The organism is Leptolyngbya sp. FACHB-1624, assembly GCF_047649235.1.
Taxonomy (GTDB): Bacteria; Cyanobacteriota; Cyanobacteriia; order Leptolyngbyales; family Leptolyngbyaceae; genus Leptolyngbya; species Leptolyngbya boryana.
The window spans coordinates 1803107-1819593 of the sequence record NZ_CP180258.1; the positions used below are offsets into that span (position 1 = coordinate 1803107).

A 16487-nucleotide genomic window follows, 5' to 3' on the forward strand; every position below is an offset into this window, starting at 1 on the left:
CCCCCTATCTTCCCATCTCCTCTACTTCTGCCCGATACCTACCGAAACCGTCGGCACTTCGCGCGTCAAACTTCCTGACAAAGCAGGCTCAATTCCTTGACTAGGCTTCGTCATCCACCAAAGCGCGATCGCGGGAACGACGCCCAGAACAATACTCATTGAGGTCGGAATCAAATAGCGCGCATCCAACTCGGTAACGGTGATGATCGCACCAAAAGCAAAGTTAATCAGATAGACGATCAGCGGCACAGACAACTGAGCGCGATTCAAATTTAACGGCTTTGCACCCCAAAACAGCGATGCCACAAACATAAAGATTGCACCCGTTCCCAGCCAGCCTGTAACATTTCGATAAGGCATACCGAAGAACTCACCGACTTCACCAAATTCCCAGAAAGGATAAGACGCCTGACTCATTGCCGGATCGAGAACGAAATCCCAGGCGGTTAATAACACAGATCCGAGCGCGATCGAGCCGATCAGTTTCGCCCAAAGCGGCAGTCCAATGCTTTCTAAACCTGATCGTGCCAGTACATAGCAGCACAATCCGACATAGAACCAAGACAAGGGAATAGTGAACGGCACAAGACCTGCAATCTTATAGCCCAATCCACTCAAATACCCATACGCACCAAACGGAAAGCCAGTACTAGTTCCTAGCAATTCACTTCCCAAAGAAAGAATGACTGCAGGAAGCATAAATGTCAGCCAGTGCCGTATTCCGAGCGTCCGGTAAGCATAAATTGCCACCGTCACAGCCCCGAGTAAGATATACCCGACTCCGCCATTCGCCATGCTCCACCCAAACGCGGTTTGCCCAACCGTCGGAAGAGATGCAATAAATTCTGGATTGGGCAGCACCAGCAATAATCCCGCTAATCCAAAAGCCAGCGCCAACGAATGTCCTGCCAAACACAGGCGCTCAACTGTAACCAGATGCTTCATACCGTTTCCTCAGAAAATATGGCACTAACTTTGCCTGACTACTTAGTTTACAAATCTTCAGGTCTTTTCAGGCGTTTGTTTGGATGCTTTTTTCCAGATTTCCAAAAAAAGTATCTGATTTTGGGTTTAGATTTTGGGTTGAGAGGCGTATCAAGAGTAAGCCACGACAACCAATCTGGACAGTTTTCTTTCAATCGATATCGCAAATCTATCCTCCTCAGGATAGAAATCTCCTCTTCAACTTCTATCGCAGCAGGTCGCTCTCAAATCCAACATTGCTTCGTTCCCTTAGTTAGGATAAGTCTTTTATACTTACGAATATCCTTCTAGTTTCTTCGTTTCGTCATGAATTCTGTTACTTGTCCAGTTCCCGACGAACAGCAACCGCTCAATGAATATCAAGAACTGAAGGAATCTTGGTTTTTTCGCTGGGCAACGCTCGATCGCATTTCCTATCTCAAGCCCGTTGTCATTCTCTGGGCACTGAGTTGGCTCGTCGCTGCGCCTGTCGCTGCGGTGAGTTTTCCGCCTGCAAAGCATTTACCCCAATTTCTCTTATTTGCATCGGCAGGAGCATTTGTGATTCCGGGTTTGGCACTGGTGCGGCTCTATCTGGGCTGGGCATATGTGCAACGGCGCTTAAGTGATACGGCGATCTTTTACGAGGAATCTGGCTGGTATGACGGGCAGATGTGGGAAAAACCACCCGAAATTCTCGCGCAAGATCGATTGGTGGTCAGCTATCAAGTTCAGCCGATTTTGCAGCGATTGAAAAAGACATTCATTACGATCGTTGTCAGTTTCGCGATCGGGATTCTGCTCTGGATCATTCTGTAGAGTCTGGACTTTAGCGCTGAATGCAAAATCGGCGCTACAATCAGAAATGCCATTTTATGCTTGTTTAGTATGGATACCGTTGAATTAAAACGGAATGTCGAATCGCTCACTTCGCGCCTGGGAACTACCCAGGACTATCTTTGACGTTCCTGCTCTGACTGCGAAAATTCAAGATCTTGAGCAAATTGCGTCTCAACCGAATTTCTGGGACGACCAAACTCAGGCACAACGCACCCTTCAAGAATTAAACGACTACAAATCTCACCTCGAACAGTTCGATCGCTGGAAATCTGATCTCGCTGACGCTGAAGCGACTTTAGAATTGCTCGAACTCGAAATGGATCAATCTCTGCTCGAAGAAGCTGAAGCGAAAACACAGCAGCTTCAACGGGATCTCGACCAGTGGGAACTGCAACAAATGCTGTCTGGCACTTACGATGCCAAGGGCGCAATTCTAACCATCAATGCAGGCGCAGGTGGAACAGATGCCCAAGACTGGGCGGAAATGTTGTTACGCATGTATACCCGTTGGGGTGAAGCACATGGGTATAAGGTGCATTTGATGGAAGTTTCCGAAGGAGACGAAGCGGGGATTAAGTCTGCCACGCTTGAGATCGATGGGCGCTATGCCTATGGTTATCTCAAAGTCGAGAAAGGGACGCATCGCTTAGTTCGGATTTCGCCGTTTAATGCGAATGACAAGCGACAAACGAGCTTTGCTGGCGTGGAAGTGATGCCGATGATTGATTTATCGGTGCAGTTAGATATTCCTGAGAAGGATTTAGAAATCACGACTTCTCGCGCGGGCGGTAAAGGTGGGCAGAACGTCAACAAAGTTGAGACGGCTGTGCGAGTTGTCCATAAGCCAACAGGCATTGCAGTGCGGTGTACAGAAGAGCGATCGCAGCTTCAAAACAAAGAGAAAGCACTGGCATATCTAAAAGCCAAACTGCTGATCATCGCAGAAGAACAACGCGCCAAAGAGATCGCGGAGATTCGAGGCGATATGGTTGAGGCGGCTTGGGGAATGCAGATTCGTAACTATGTGTTCCATCCTTATCAGATGGTGAAAGATCTCAGAACGAATGTGGAGACAACTGCCGTTCAGGACGTAATGAATGGGGAACTTGATCCATTCATTGAGGCTTGTTTGAGACAAGAGAATCAACTGGTGGAAGCTTAGAAACCCTAAAAGGGTGTTTTAAAAGTATCAAATGTTTCCTCGCTGCGTTCTATCTCGCCCCGGAATGAATTCGGGGCTAACAGTGCGAAGTCCTTTGAAAAGGACTGAAGACCCCATTCTGATTGAATTTTAGTCCCTTCAGTGGACTTCGTTCAACTAGCCCCGACTTTCAGTCCGGGGGCGGGTGAATGTGTCTGAAAGATTACCTTTAAAACACTTTCTAAGAGTTTATCGTCCGGGTCTTGTGTCCGTAGCCAGTTGGGAAATCGGGAGAATCCAGGCTTAAATTTCTCCCTATCTCTCAATTCTGTTTTTCACGCGTCAAATACGGGAGTGCAACAATCTCACCGAGATCAGTCTGTAATCCTGCTCCACCTGCTTTGGTGCGAATATAGGCAAGTCCGATCGCATCGACAACGCTAGTAATTTTTCCAACTTTTTCACCCGCGATCGTCACAACTGTTCCAGGCTCAACCACTTGATTGAGCTTGATGCCCCAGAGGTTTTGCTTCACGCCGTTATAGGCATCTAAACGGGCAATGGTTTCTTGTCCGATATAGCACCCTTTATTCCATGAAATCGTGTGCCACAATCCGGCTTCTAAAGGATTGTAATCATCGGTCAATTCCTCTCCTGGCATCGGACGACCTTGTTCAACCCGCAACTGATTCCAAGTTTGATCATCGATTTCAGTTGCGCCCAATTCTTTGAGCTTTGCAGTGAGATCAATTGAGCGATCGCTGATTAAAGTATAGCCTTCGGTTGCAAGTCCACTGCCAACTGCAATCCGAATTCCATCGACAAGGCAGTGCGTTCCGTAAGGCTGAGCGATCAACTCGGCGGCACCCAGTTCTTTGACAATGTCATGGCTCTTTGAACCCAAGACTGAGACTGTTTGAGTCTCGGGAGTGATATCAGCAAGTTTCACTTTATCTGCGAAGAATATATAGCGATCGAGAAACTTCATCAGCTTCTCAGTCAGCCCAGGTGAAACGAGCAAAATCACCGAATCTTCTAGAATGTACGCCGTTGCGAGATCGATCGTTCTAGCCGTTGAAGTGACGAAGACAGTATCGCAACCTTCGCCGGGTTTTCTGAGATTAAATGTATTGGTGCTTTGATTGTGGAGAAAATTGAGGCGATCAGCATCTGAGACTTGGATGCGTCCCCAGGATGAGCGATCGTAAAAAACAGCACCTTCAACTTGAGTCATAGCAATTTCAAATAAGCGTGAATCAAATTACCTTCTCACTTTATTCTTCATCATTTCGGTCTTCTTGCTGGGATTCCATCCCACCCGTCAATGAAAATCCGGGGCGAGATGGAATCCCAGCGAGACAGAATCAAACCAGAGTGAAATTGACAAACTATTTCACAACTGCGGGACGAGTAGCAGAAGGCTTACGATCGATGACTTGATCCACCAATCCATAGTCCTTCGCTTCTGTGGCAGACATAAAGAAGTCGCGCTCTGTATCCTGTTCGATTCGCTCAAGCGGTTGACCTGTGTGATCCGCGAGAATCGTATTCAAGCGCTTCTTGAGATACAGAATTTCTTTCGCTTGAATTTCAATATCCGTCGCTTGTCCTTGAGCACCACCGAGCGGTTGGTGAATCATAATCCGCGAGTGAGGCAGGCTCATCCGTTTGCCTTTTGTGCCAGAACTTAGGAGAAATGCGCCCATCGAAGCCGCAAAACCGACACAAATCGTCGAGACATCAGGGCCGATCTGCTTAATCGTGTCATAAATACCCATCCCGGCTGACACCGAGCCACCCGGAGAATTGATGTAGAGATAGATATCTTTTTCGGGATCTTCGGCTTCGAGAAACAGCAGTTGAGCTACGACCAAATTGGCGACATCGGAATCGATCGCGCTACCGAGGAACACAATTCGCTCCCGTAAGAGTCGAGAGTAGATATCAAAGGCGCGTTCGCCGCGTCCGGAGGTTTCAATAACGGTAGGAATCATGAATCCAGTCCAGTGAATTTTCTACATTTTAGCGACCTAAGCGCGATCGTGTTGCATAGGTCGTATCAGTGCAGTATCTGAACAAGTGATTGATTAACTCGAATTTACATAATAGATTGACTGAAGATCCTACAAGATTGACTTGAGGTAGCTGTGAAGAAATCTGGTGTTTTATTTCTATTGATCACGACGGGAATTGTGCTTGGAACTGCGTCAGGAATTTATTATTTCTGGAGACAGTTGACACAATTACCCGAATGGTATGCGCAGGGAGAAAAGAATCCCAAAACTTATGCCCAAATTCAAAAGTCTGGGGCAGCTATTGAAAAAAAGATTGAGGAGAAAGCTCAATCAATTCCACAACCCAATCGGGTTTCTCCTGATACAAAGATTGTTGCTAATGCTTCGCCTGACAAGCCTTCCAGCCCAAATCCAAATGTACAAGTTGCCCTAAATTCTCAGGAATTGAATGATCTTTTGGTAACAAAGATCACTGAAAAAAGCGGCGGTCAACCCTTACCAAACTCTGTGAAAGGATTTCATACTTCGCTGAAAGATGACAAGCTAAAAACAGGAGCGGTTGTAGATGTTCAGGAGTTAAAAAATAGCGGACTGGGATCAAAACAGCAAAACTTGTTATCTGAAATTACGCAAAAAATTCCGATGAGCGATCGCAAAGTTTACATCGGCGTTGAAGGCAAACCAGAAATGCAAAATGGCAAGTTACGGTTTGATCAAAATGCAAAAATCCAGATTGGGAATATGAGTTTTACGATCGCAGAAGTTGCCAATCGGTTGGGTGTCCCTGCTGCCAAAGTGCAGGAGCAACTCAATATCGAGATGAAGCTGCGCGGTCTGGATATCAAGGATATTGACTTCAAAGACGGCAATGCGATTTTGCGGGGAGAAGCAAAATAAGCTCAAATTAGCTCAGAGGGGTGAAGAATTTGCGGATTTCAAGCACAATTTTGAAATCGTGTTCTTCACCCCTCTATGCCGAATCGCTTACTCCATGCCCAAAGCCTTTATCTACGCAAACATGCTCACAATCCGATCAACTGGTGGGCTTGGAGCGAAGATGCGATCGAGACGGCGCGCCGAGAAAACAAAATCATCTTTCTCTCGATCGGGTACTCTTCTTGTCACTGGTGTACGGTGATGGAAGGTGAAGCGTTTTCAGATGAGACGATCGCTGACTATCTAAATGAGAATTTCTTACCGATCAAGGTCGATCGCGAGGAACGCCCAGATCTCGACAGCATTTATATGCAAGCGCTGCAAATGCTTACGGGACAAGGAGGATGGCCCTTAAATATTTTTCTGACTCCAGACGATTTAGTCCCGTTCTATGGTGGAACGTATTTCCCAATCGATCCCAAGTATGGTCGTCCTGGTTTTTTGCAAATTTTGCAGACGTTGCGGCGATTGTATGACAGCGATCGTGCCAAGATCGATGGAGTCAAATCAGAAATTCTCACAAATCTCCAAAACTCAGTTCTGCTTCCCACTCAGACTTTAAGCGACGAACTCTTAAAACTGGGGTTGGAATATAGTACCGGGATTCTATCGGCACAAATGCCTGGTACAAGATTTCCGATGATTCCTTATGCGGATGCAGTCCTGCACGCAGTTCGGTTCGACTTCGATCGGTATGACGCGCGCGAAGCAGTGACTCAACGCGGCTTAGATTTAGCTTTAGGTGGCATCTTTGACCATGTCGCAGGCGGATTCCATCGCTATACCGTGGACGCGACTTGGACAGTTCCGCACTTTGAGAAAATGCTGTACGACAATGGGCAGATTGTCGAATATTTAGCAAATCTCTGGGCATTAGGTGTGCAAGAACCTGCGTTTGAAAGAGCGATCGCGAAAACGGCTCAATGGCTCAAACGCGAAATGACTGCACCCGAAGGCTACTTTTATGCCGCACAAGATGCCGATAGTTTTGTCACTCCAGAAGATACAGAACCCGAAGAAGGAGCTTTCTATGTATGGAGCTATTCAGAACTGCAAGCGTTACTAACTTCGGAAGAATTCACAGAGCTATCGGAACAGTTCTCAATTGTTCCTGCTGGAAATTTTGAAGGCAAAATCGTACTACAACGCCAGAACTCTAACCAACTTTCACAGACTGCTGAAACTGCCCTCAGCAAGTTGTTTGAAGTTCGATATGGAGCTTGTGTGAGTGATCCGTTTCCGCCTGCTCGGAATGCAGAAGAAGCAAAATCTATTGCTTGGTCAGGACGAATTCCAGCCGTTACCGACACAAAAATGATTGTTGCTTGGAATAGTTTAATGATTTCGGGACTCGCTCGATCGTATGCAGTTTTCCGAGAATTAGAATACCTAGAACTTGCGACCCAAGCCGCAGATTTCATTCTGCAAAATCAATGGATCAATCAGCGCTTCTATCGCCTAAATTATGGCGGCAAAGTTGAGCTACTTGCTCAAGCTGAGGACTTTGCTCTATTCATCAAAGCTCTACTTGATTTACATCAAGCCACGCGGAGCATTCGATCCGATGCGCCAGAGAATCAGACAGATTGGCTAGCAGCAGCGATTCGGATTCAAGCTGAGTTTGACGAGTATCTTTGGAGCCTAGAGCAAGGTGGATATTACAACACAGCAAAAGATGCGAGCCGAGATCTACTCATTCGAGAACGGAGCTATGCAGATAATGCGACACCCGCAGCGAATGGAATCGCGATCGCGAATTTAGTCCGTTTATCGTTACTGACTGAGAACTTAGATTACTTCGATCGAGCAGAGCAAGCCTTACAAGCGTTTGCAAGCGTGATGGAACAATCGCCTTCTGCTTGCCCAAGTTTGTTTGTTGCACTCGATTGGTTTCGCAATCAAACACTGGTTCGGAGTTCGATCGAGCAAATTACTCCGCTCGAAACCCAATACTTGCCCACAACTGCGCTAATTGTCATTGATGCTTTACCAGAAAACGCTGTGGCGCTAGTGTGCCAGGGGTTAAGTTGCAAAGAGCCAGCATTGACGCAAGAACAAATGATGCAGCAACTCCAACAGAGCCAGATTAGAAGCCGATAAATTCTGAAAAATGGCTTGTCACATTTTGAGTATCTTGCCTCAGAATGTGAAAATCTCCGTTTTTTGCGAATAAATATTGCAGGTGTTCAATTGCCTTGTGAGAGTATGGTTGCCGAACTTTCCTTTTGTTTTTCGCAACATTTAAGTCCTTACTGGTATTCTCGTTTCTAATTCAGTTTGTACTTGCTAGGCAGCGTAGCCAAAAGAGACAGGTAACTCACCCCATGAAGCCTGAACTTTCTGACCCTCAACGGACAGTCAACTCCCGCACAGCAAAAAAGGCACATTACATCACGTTTTATCAGGATTAGGCAATGAGGGGAGATGGCTTACAGATGACTCACGATCGACTACTGACGGGAATTTCAGGACTCAACGAAGTGCTTCATGGTGGATATGTACCCGGTCGTGCTTATCTGGTTCGAGGCGGACCGGGTACAGGTAAAACAACGTTAGGAATGCACTTTTTAGCGTCGGGAACCGCAAACGGCGAAACCGTTCTATTCATTACACTGGCAGAAACAGTTGCCCAACTGCGAAAAACAGCTGAAGGCTTAAACTTCAACACTCAGGGCATCACGTTTCTTGACCTTAGCCCCACCTCCGACTTTTTTGCTCAAGTACAAACCTACGATATTTTCTCAGCCGCTGAAGTCGAGCGCGAGCCAACAACCCAACGCATTGTAGAACAAGTTGAAAGCCTGAAGCCGCAGCGAATTTTCATCGACTCAATGACCCAATTTCGCTACCTGGCAACCAATACCTTTCAGTTCCGTAAGCAGGTATTGTCGTTTCTGCGATTTCTGACAGAGAAAGATATTACGGTGCTGTTTACCTCAGAACACAGCGTCGAAGCCCCCGACGATGATTTACAGTTCATGAGCGACGGGGTGCTTGACTTGAACTTTAATGAGGACAATCGTACCCTGTCGGTTTCCAAGTTTCGAGGAAGCGATTTTCGCAGCGGCAATCACAGCTTTCGCCTCACCAGTGAAGGAATGCAGCTTTTTCCGAAACTATTACCCAGACTATCGGAACAAGCGCTGACCGTAGAAACGATTTCCTCGGGGATTCCAGAAATTGATGCACTGTTGCATGGTGGTCTTGAACGCAGCACGATTACCATCATCAGTGGACCGAGTGGGGTAGGCAAGAGTACGTTAGGGCTTCAGTTTATGAAAGAAGCAGCCGGACGGGGAGAGCGATCCGTAATTTACACCTTTGAGGAAAACAAGGAAACGCTGTTGCATCGGGCTGAAGGAGTCAATATTCCGGTTCACGCCATGCAGGAGCGCAGCACTTTATCGATCGTGCAAATCGAACCGCTCCACTATACCCCTGATGAATTTGCTAACCTCGTGCGCCAGGAAGTCGAAGAACATCAGGCGCGGATTGTCATGATCGATAGTGTATCGGGGTATCGGCTCTCAGTTCGAGGCGAAGACTTGACCCCTCACATTCATTCCCTCTGTAAGTATTTGCAAAACATGGGGGTTGCTGTTCTGCTGATTAATGAGGTTGAATCGATTACCGGAGAATTTAAGGCAACTGAAATTGGGATTAGCTACCTAGCAGATAATATGATCTTTCTGCGCTATCTGGAAATGCACGGTGAATTGAGACGTGTGATCGGCGTACTGAAGAAGCGGATCAGCGATTTTGAGAAAACCCTGCGTGAATTTCAAATTAGTCGGGATGGGATTAAAGTTGGTAATCCGCTCAATCGACTTCGAGGTATCCTCACAGGTATCCCCGAATTGCTAGAGGGTGAGTAAGCGATGAACCGAATTGTGATCTTTATTGAGCAAACGGAGAATCGCCGCCTCCTGACAGAGTGGCTAGGACGATATTACGATGTCACCGTTGGGGAGTCTGTGGTGCAGGCAAAGCATGCTGTCCCACTGCTCAATGAACCGTTTGACCTGTGCATTTTGGATGGACCAGCCTTACACCATTTGTGGGAATGGGTACAGGCGAGGAAAAACGCAGAGCAACCTGTATTTTTGCCTGTTTTGCTGATTACGCTCCAACCGGATATCAGACTGGTGACGCGACATCTTTGGCAAACTGTTGATGAACTGATTAGCAAACCAATCGAAAAGTTAGAGTTACAGGCGCGAGTGGAAATTTTGCTGCGATCGCGACGACTTTCCCTTCAACTTCAAGCTGCCCTAGAACAAGAACGCGAACTCAAACAGATCAAAACACGCTTTGTCTCAATGGTGTCCCATGAATTTCGCAATCCTCTCAATATCATTTTTGGGTTCTCTCGACTGCTAGAGAAAAGCGACTTATCACCAGAACGGCGAGCCGACTTTGCTCAACGCATCCATATCGCCGTCAGAACAATGACTGCTCTACTCGATGATGTCTTGGCATTGGGCAAAGCAGAAGCGATCGGGGCGACGGCAAATATGACATTGATTGTCATTGAGCCGTTCTGCCGTAAATTAGTGGAAGAGATCAAGTTTGGTATGGGAGCTAACCATACAATTCAGTTTGACTGTGCAGCAGAATGCCTGAGCGTTCATGTAAATGAGGTATTGCTGCGCCAAGTTCTCACCAATCTGCTCTCCAATGCCATCAAATATTCTCCCCCTCAAAGCACTGTTCGGCTTCGATTGCAGTGTGAATCAGCAGCAGTGATCATCCAAGTCCAGGATGAAGGGATTGGTATTTCTCCCACGGATCAAGCACACCTGTTTGAATCCTTTTTTCGTGCAAGCAATGTCGGCAATATTTCAGGAACAGGGTTAGGGCTAGCCATTGTGAAACAGGTCATTGAGCAATCGGGTGGAACAATTTCCGTCGCAAGTGAGGTGAATGTTGGCACGACATTTACAGTAACTTTGCCGATCAATCAATAACTAATCCAGTACCATCACTCCTCTCTTACTGACAAAACCCCGTTCGATTTTCTGAATATCTCTCGTAGGCTAGAATCGCTAACTTCGTCAAGCCAGTAGAATCGGAGCGAAATTGCTCAGCTATAAAAATGACGAAAGAGTTTACGCGCCGGAAATTCATTGCTACTGCTACTCTCGCAACAGGGTTTGCCCTAGCGGTACAACCTATTTCAGCCAAAACAATCACGACTGACGCGAAGGGATTGATTGTAGGTGCCGTCAAAATTCCCGTTGCAGATGGCGAGCTTCCTGCTTACAGAGCGCAGCCAGCGACAGGTTCTAATTTTCCAATTGTTTTGGTGATTCAAGAAATCTTTGGGGTGCATGAGCATATCCAAGATGTTTGCCGCCGATTTGCCAAGTTAGGTTATGTCGCGATCGCACCTGAATTATTTATCCGGCAAGGCGATGTCTCAAAGTTAAGCAGCATTGATCAAATTCGTCCGATTGTTGCCAAGGTTCCAGATGCCCAAGTCATGTCTGATCTAGATGCAACCGTGAATTGGGCGGTGCGCTCAGCCAAGGGAAATGCTGAACGGTTAGGAATCACAGGCTTTTGTTGGGGAGGACGAATTACCTGGCTCTATGCAGCACATCGTCCCCAAGTCAAAGCAGGAGTGGCATGGTACGGGCGCCTCGTCGGTGATGCAACACCAGTCACCCCTAAGCATCCAATCGATATTGCAGCATCGCTCAAGGTTCCAGTTCTAGGACTGTACGGCGGCAAAGATACAGGCATTCCGCTTGAAACAGTACAACAGATGCAAGCTCGACTCAAAACCGGGCAGAGCCAGTCTGAAATCATTGTTTATCCAGATGCACCTCATGCTTTCTTTGCGGATTATCGTCCCTCTTATCGGGAGAGAGAAGCGATCGAAGGATGGCAACGGCTTCAAGCATGGTTTAAGCGGCAGGGAGTTTAGTCCGCGATCGCAACAGTGCTGCTCGCAATTTCGCTGCCTCCAAATACTTCCTCGCTCAGCAACTCGCTCTCCATGCTTCCTCACCATTGGACACGCCAAACACTGCATCGGAATCCCTATCCGCTTAGCTCATCCCTCATGTTTGACGAATTCCCTCAGCCTGATGAACCCAGTAGAACTAACTGAGCAATTTCATCAAACTAGAAGAACTGATTGATCGTATTCAGGAGCAAAATTATGAGAAAGCCTATTTATGCTGCTTTGATTTATGCCTGTATCATCATCAATACGTCTTGCAATACCAAGCACGCATTTGCTTCACCTTTTCCACAAACTGTCGCGACGGATCAAATCCCCTTCTTCCACCAAGTAGAGCGCAGCAACATTACGATTGCTTCCCAAACTCCCAAACAAACTGCTACTACTTCAGACTCAGCAGATATTTACTTTCCTATTCCTACCACCTCGAAGAAATTTCCCATTGCCTTGCTCCTACAAGGAGGATTAGTCGATAAATCAGCCTACTCAAGCTTTGCCACTGAGGTTGCCCGCTATGGATTCATCGTTGTTGTTCCCAATCACACTCGATCGCTGACGGCTCCAAATGGACAAACCATCACTGGGTTCGCAGCAGAACAACAGCAAGTTAACGATGTGCTCAAACAGATGATTGCCGAAAATGCAAATTCTAAATCCCGTCTCGCGAACCGAGTTGACACAACCAAACTAGGACTATTAGGGCACTCGCTCGGTGGTTATGTCGGATTAGGCGCGATTCAGAATCAGTGCTTTCCGGGGATATGCACAGGCAATTTTACTCGACCACCCGAATTAAAAGCGGGAATCTTTTACGGCACAAATTTCCGGACTCCACCCATCACTGGCGCATTTCCAGCGATCAAGAATCAAAATATTCCGACTGCTTTAATTGCTGGCAGTCTTGATGGCGTATCTGACTTAGACGAAACCCAACAAACTTACAAGCACATTCAAACGCCGCCAAAGGCACTCATTATCGTCAAGGGGGCAAATCACTACAGCATGACCAATCAAGATAATCCCCGTGATCCAAGCCGACCCACTCTAAATCAACCTCAAGCAATTGCAACGATCGCCCGATGGAGCGCATTGTTTTTACGAGCGCACCTACTGAATGATTCAGTCGCTTTTAATCGTGTATACAAGAGGGGAACCGACGACGATCGTGCTACTACTGTGACCAGTGAGCCTCCTCAATCCATTCGCTCTCAACCATAGATGTAATCTACTTCACCTTTCACACTCACTGAGTTACTCTTAAGCTCTACTTCTGCAAGTCGCACCTGCACAAAACCAAGATAAAAACAAAATAGGGATGAGATTAAACGCATGAATTCAAAGCCCCCCTTTCGAGAACTCGGGCGGAAATCCCAAAAGCACAAGCTCAAATCTGGAATCAAACAACGATTCAATGGAGCCTGTGCCTACTGTGGACGTACTCCCAAAGTTCTCACCTTGGATCACATCGTGGCTGAATCCAAAGGGGGCAGGAATGTCATATCGAATTTAGTCGCAGTCTGTAACCGCTGCAATCTCAGTAAAGGCAGTCTTCCCCTCTGGCAATGGTGGCAAGCCTCTCCCTGGTGGAATGAAGAAAGAGCGATCGCGGTTGCTGCAACGGTATTGATCTGTGCGCTTAAGTCGCCAGCATCCGCAACGCTACCGCTTCCGCCGTCTTAATGCCGTCAATTCCTGCTGAAAGAATTCCGCCTGCATAGCCTGCGCCTTCTCCCGCTGGAAACAAACCCTGAGTATTCACACTCTGCCCATCTTCCCCACGCTTGATCCGAATCGGGGAAGAGGTTCGAGTTTCTACACCCGTCAGAACCGCATCGGGCATCGCAAACCCTGCGATTTGTTTTTCAAAGGCGGGGAGAGCTTCGCGGATTGCCGCGATCGCGTACTCTGGTAAGCTCGATCCCAAATCTCCTAACCGCACACCCGGCGCATAGGACGGCAACACACTGCCAAATTCGCGCGACGGACGATCGGCAATAAAGTCTCCTACTAACTGCCCTGGAGCCTCATAGGTTCTGCCCCCTAACTCAAACGCCCGCTTTTCTAACTGTCGCTGCAAGGCAATTCCCCCTAAAGGACTTCCTGGATAATCGTCGGGCGAAATGCCAACGACAATCCCACTATTAGCATTACGTTCATTGCGAGAATACTGGCTCATACCGTTTGTGACAACATGCCCTGGCTCTGAAGTCGCAGCAACGACTAATCCACCGGGACACATACAGAAGCTATACACCGATCGCCCATTTTTGGCATGATGCACTAACTTATAATCTGCTGCCCCCAATCGTCGATCGCCTGCATATTGTCCGTATCGGGCGCGATCAATCACGGGCTGCGGATGCTCAACCCGGAAGCCGATCGAGAACGGTTTCGGCTCAATATAAACACCTTGATCGAACAACATTTGGAACGTATCGCGAGCGCTGTGTCCAATCGCGAGCACCACATACCGACTTTCGAGGATTTCTCCACTCTCTAAGCGAACGCCCTGCACTTTCCGATTTTCAATCAAGACCTCTTCGACTCGGCTTTGGAAGCGAATCTCACCGCCCAAGGATTCGATCGTTGCTCTCATCTTCTCAACGATTCCCACCAGCTTAAATGTCCCAATGTGCGGACGATTTACATACAGGATCTCCGGTGAAGCGCCCGCATTGACTAATTCTGTCAACACTTTCCGCCCATAGTGTTGCGGATCGCGAACTTGGCTGTAGAGTTTGCCATCGGAGAAAGTTCCTGCTCCGCCTTCGCCAAACTGAGCATTCGATTCTGGATTAAAGTCAGCTCTCTTTTTCCAAAAGCCAAACGTATCGGCCGTGCGATCGCGGACTTGTTTTCCCCGCTCCAGCAGAATCGGGCGAAATCCCATCCGCGCCAGCATCAGTCCCGTAAACATCCCACAAGGCCCTGTGCCAATGACGATCGGTCGCTCTGTAAATCCTTGCGGCGCGTGAGCCACGGAACGATAGCTCATATCCGGTGTCTCTTTCACCCGCGGATCTTTCTTAAACCGTTGCAGTACTCGTTTTTCTTGCTTGATTTCTACGTCCAGAATATAGACCGCAGTAATCTTCTCCCCTCGATTGCGGGCATCATAGCTGCGCTTAAAAATGGAATACCCAACCAATTCTTCTGCCCTAAGGTGCAGCATGTCGAGAATGGCGCTTTCAATTTCCGCTTCGGTATGATCTAACGGGAGCTTTATTTCACTGAGCCGCAACATAATCTAGAGTCCAACCTACAAGGTTCAGGATAACGTCTCCGCGATACCAACTCACTCCATTTTGAGAACATTGCCTTTGGCACAGCAAAGCTGTTCGCGCACTGCTTAGAAAAAGGTAGAACACTCTGCTCCTTCCATCAACATCTGCAGCTGTCGATCGACAATGTTCAATTTGATATCCGTCGAGTGCCAAAATTTTCAAGTAGCGCTCTCTGTTGTACCATCTCTGAAGCTCAAAGTCTTCCAAGTCACCTTGCATAAACCATCCAGTTCAACCGTATAAGTCAGTAGCAGAGAACAAATCCCCAACACCTCACAGCTCAGGAGATCAGTCATGTTGTACCCTACACTTCACAAACTTGCAGCTTCCCTTCTCCGTCCGATCGCTGAAAAACTCGACAATCTTGAAATTCACACCGCTGAAACTGCTCACTTCTTCTGTCGCCTCATTCCTGCCCAATGCCCGTTTGAACGTGATGTCCGCTTCTTCGGTCGCGTTTTGTTTCACATTCCGCCGATGTGCAAACTGAACCCGTTCTACGAACAACTTGTAGGATTACGATTCAAAGCACTGTGTTACTTAGCAGATGTCTGTGGTGAAGATATTGCAGCTTACTGCTAGGGTTCTTGCCATCCGTTCACTAAACCACTATGCACTGAAAGTACATAGGTTCTTTTAGGGCTGAAAGCCCAAGTTAACTCATTCCAGCATGAAATTGTCGTTGTCCTGATTCGATGGATTTCGATGATGTTCCAGATACTCTTGCACTAACTCCTCCGTTAGGTTCCCTGTACTCCATGCTCCGTATCCAATCGCCCAAAAGTGCTTCCCCCAATACCGTTTCTCCAACTCTGGATATTCTTGCTGTAGCAATCGCGACGTGCGACCCTTGATCCGCCTCACGAGATCGCTTATTGATTTTGAGGGTGGATACTCGATGTGCATATGCACATGGTCTTTACTCACCACTCCCTTGAGGATCTTCACGTCCTCAGCATCGCAAATCTGGATGATCAATTCTCGACACCGCTTCTGGATCTCGCCTTTGAGGACAGGATATCGATACTTTGTCACCCAGACGAGATGGGCGCTTAGACGGGTGACGGTATGGCTACCTCGGCGTTGGTCACTCATGATAGTGTTTTTCTTTCAAACCTATCACGGCTCCCTTTTACAGCCATCGGGAGGTGTGTAGCAACTAAAGTCTCCCACGAAAGTGGGTAGTTTCAACTAGCGTGCGGGGACAATGAACCGAACTGTTCACTGTACTTTCATCGACTGTACTCTCAGTTTGTGAAAGTTTCTGGATGGTGGCTAGACTTGGGTATATCTGCGCTACAATGTCCGCTAGTATTGGGTTTGGCCAATCTACCCAGAAA

15 protein-coding genes are annotated in these 16487 nt (G+C 47.4%); 10 read left to right on the plus strand and 5 right to left on the minus strand.

What is annotated here, in order from left to right:
* Positions 1-21: 21 nt before the first annotated feature.
* A complete protein-coding gene (cruF, locus tag ACMUEV_RS08320; protein ID WP_190650571.1) occupies positions 22-945 on the minus strand; it encodes a gamma-carotene 1'-hydroxylase CruF in 924 nt (307 codons plus the stop codon).
* Positions 946-1290: 345 nt separating this feature from the next.
* Here cruF and ACMUEV_RS08325 point away from each other — a divergent pair, with 345 nt between their 5' ends.
* Both ACMUEV_RS08325 and prfB read left to right on the plus strand, forming a co-directional pair.
* Positions 1291-1782 (plus strand): CGLD27 family protein, encoded by a 492-nt coding sequence (locus ACMUEV_RS08325; protein WP_190650573.1) that lies wholly within the window; start codon positions 1291-1293, stop codon positions 1780-1782.
* A gap of 69 nt (positions 1783-1851) precedes the next feature.
* A protein-coding gene (prfB, locus tag ACMUEV_RS08330; RefSeq protein ID WP_190650575.1) for a peptide chain release factor 2 occupies positions 1852-2965 on the plus strand; the annotation gives its coding sequence in 2 pieces (ribosomal slippage) (positions 1852-1923 and positions 1925-2965; 1113 coding nt in all).
* 301 nt (positions 2966-3266) lie between these two features.
* On the opposite strand, the gene ACMUEV_RS08335 is transcribed toward prfB, so the two are convergent.
* Both ACMUEV_RS08335 and clpP read right to left on the minus strand, forming a co-directional pair.
* Positions 3267-4178: a YgfZ/GcvT domain-containing protein gene (locus tag ACMUEV_RS08335; RefSeq protein WP_190650577.1), complete on the minus strand. Its 912-nt coding sequence runs from the start codon at positions 4176-4178 to the stop codon at positions 3267-3269.
* A 154-nt stretch (positions 4179-4332) separates the two neighbouring features.
* Positions 4333-4938 (minus strand): ATP-dependent Clp endopeptidase proteolytic subunit ClpP, encoded by a 606-nt coding sequence (gene clpP, locus ACMUEV_RS08340; RefSeq protein ID WP_190650579.1) that lies wholly within the window; start codon positions 4936-4938, stop codon positions 4333-4335.
* Positions 4939-5091: 153 nt separating this feature from the next.
* Between clpP and ACMUEV_RS08345 the strand changes: the two genes are divergently transcribed.
* The 7 genes from ACMUEV_RS08345 to ACMUEV_RS08375 all read left to right on the plus strand — a co-directional run bounded on the left by ACMUEV_RS08345 (position 5092) and on the right by ACMUEV_RS08375 (position 13543).
* Positions 5092-5856 (plus strand): hypothetical protein, encoded by a 765-nt coding sequence (locus ACMUEV_RS08345; protein ID WP_190650581.1) that lies wholly within the window; start codon positions 5092-5094, stop codon positions 5854-5856.
* 75 nt (positions 5857-5931) lie between these two features.
* Complete coding sequence (locus ACMUEV_RS08350; protein ID WP_190650583.1) at positions 5932-7995, plus strand: thioredoxin domain-containing protein; 2064 nt, start codon at positions 5932-5934, stop codon at positions 7993-7995.
* A gap of 335 nt (positions 7996-8330) precedes the next feature.
* The gene (locus ACMUEV_RS08355) at positions 8331-9770 is read left to right on the plus strand and encodes an ATPase domain-containing protein (protein WP_190650584.1); all 1440 of its coding nucleotides are present in this window, start codon (positions 8331-8333) and stop codon (positions 9768-9770) included.
* Between the two features lie 3 nt (positions 9771-9773).
* Positions 9774-10862, plus strand: coding sequence for an ATP-binding protein (locus tag ACMUEV_RS08360; protein WP_190650586.1), 1089 nt, complete (start codon positions 9774-9776; stop codon positions 10860-10862).
* 128 nt (positions 10863-10990) lie between these two features.
* Complete coding sequence (locus tag ACMUEV_RS08365; protein WP_190650588.1) at positions 10991-11824, plus strand: dienelactone hydrolase family protein; 834 nt, start codon at positions 10991-10993, stop codon at positions 11822-11824.
* Between the two features lie 237 nt (positions 11825-12061).
* Complete coding sequence (locus ACMUEV_RS08370; protein WP_190650590.1) at positions 12062-13081, plus strand: alpha/beta hydrolase family protein; 1020 nt, start codon at positions 12062-12064, stop codon at positions 13079-13081.
* A 111-nt stretch (positions 13082-13192) separates the two neighbouring features.
* Positions 13193-13543: an HNH endonuclease gene (locus ACMUEV_RS08375; RefSeq protein WP_190650592.1), complete on the plus strand. Its 351-nt coding sequence runs from the start codon at positions 13193-13195 to the stop codon at positions 13541-13543.
* On the opposite strand, the gene ACMUEV_RS08380 is transcribed toward ACMUEV_RS08375, so the two are convergent.
* Entirely contained in the window at positions 13500-15107 is a 1608-nt protein-coding gene (locus tag ACMUEV_RS08380) for an NAD(P)/FAD-dependent oxidoreductase (RefSeq protein ID WP_190650594.1), read from the minus strand. The two genes, ACMUEV_RS08375 and ACMUEV_RS08380, sit on opposite strands and share 44 nt — an antisense overlap.
* 334 nt (positions 15108-15441) lie before the next feature.
* On the opposite strand from ACMUEV_RS08380, the gene ACMUEV_RS08385 reads away from it, so the two are divergent.
* Positions 15442-15729 (plus strand): Mo-dependent nitrogenase C-terminal domain-containing protein, encoded by a 288-nt coding sequence (locus ACMUEV_RS08385; RefSeq protein WP_017289553.1) that lies wholly within the window; start codon positions 15442-15444, stop codon positions 15727-15729.
* Positions 15730-15807: 78 nt separating this feature from the next.
* Here the strand turns inward: ACMUEV_RS08385 and tnpA are convergent, their stop codons facing one another.
* Entirely contained in the window at positions 15808-16242 is a 435-nt protein-coding gene (gene tnpA / locus ACMUEV_RS08390; protein ID WP_415354698.1) for an IS200/IS605 family transposase, read from the minus strand.
* Positions 16243-16487 lie beyond the last annotated feature (245 nt).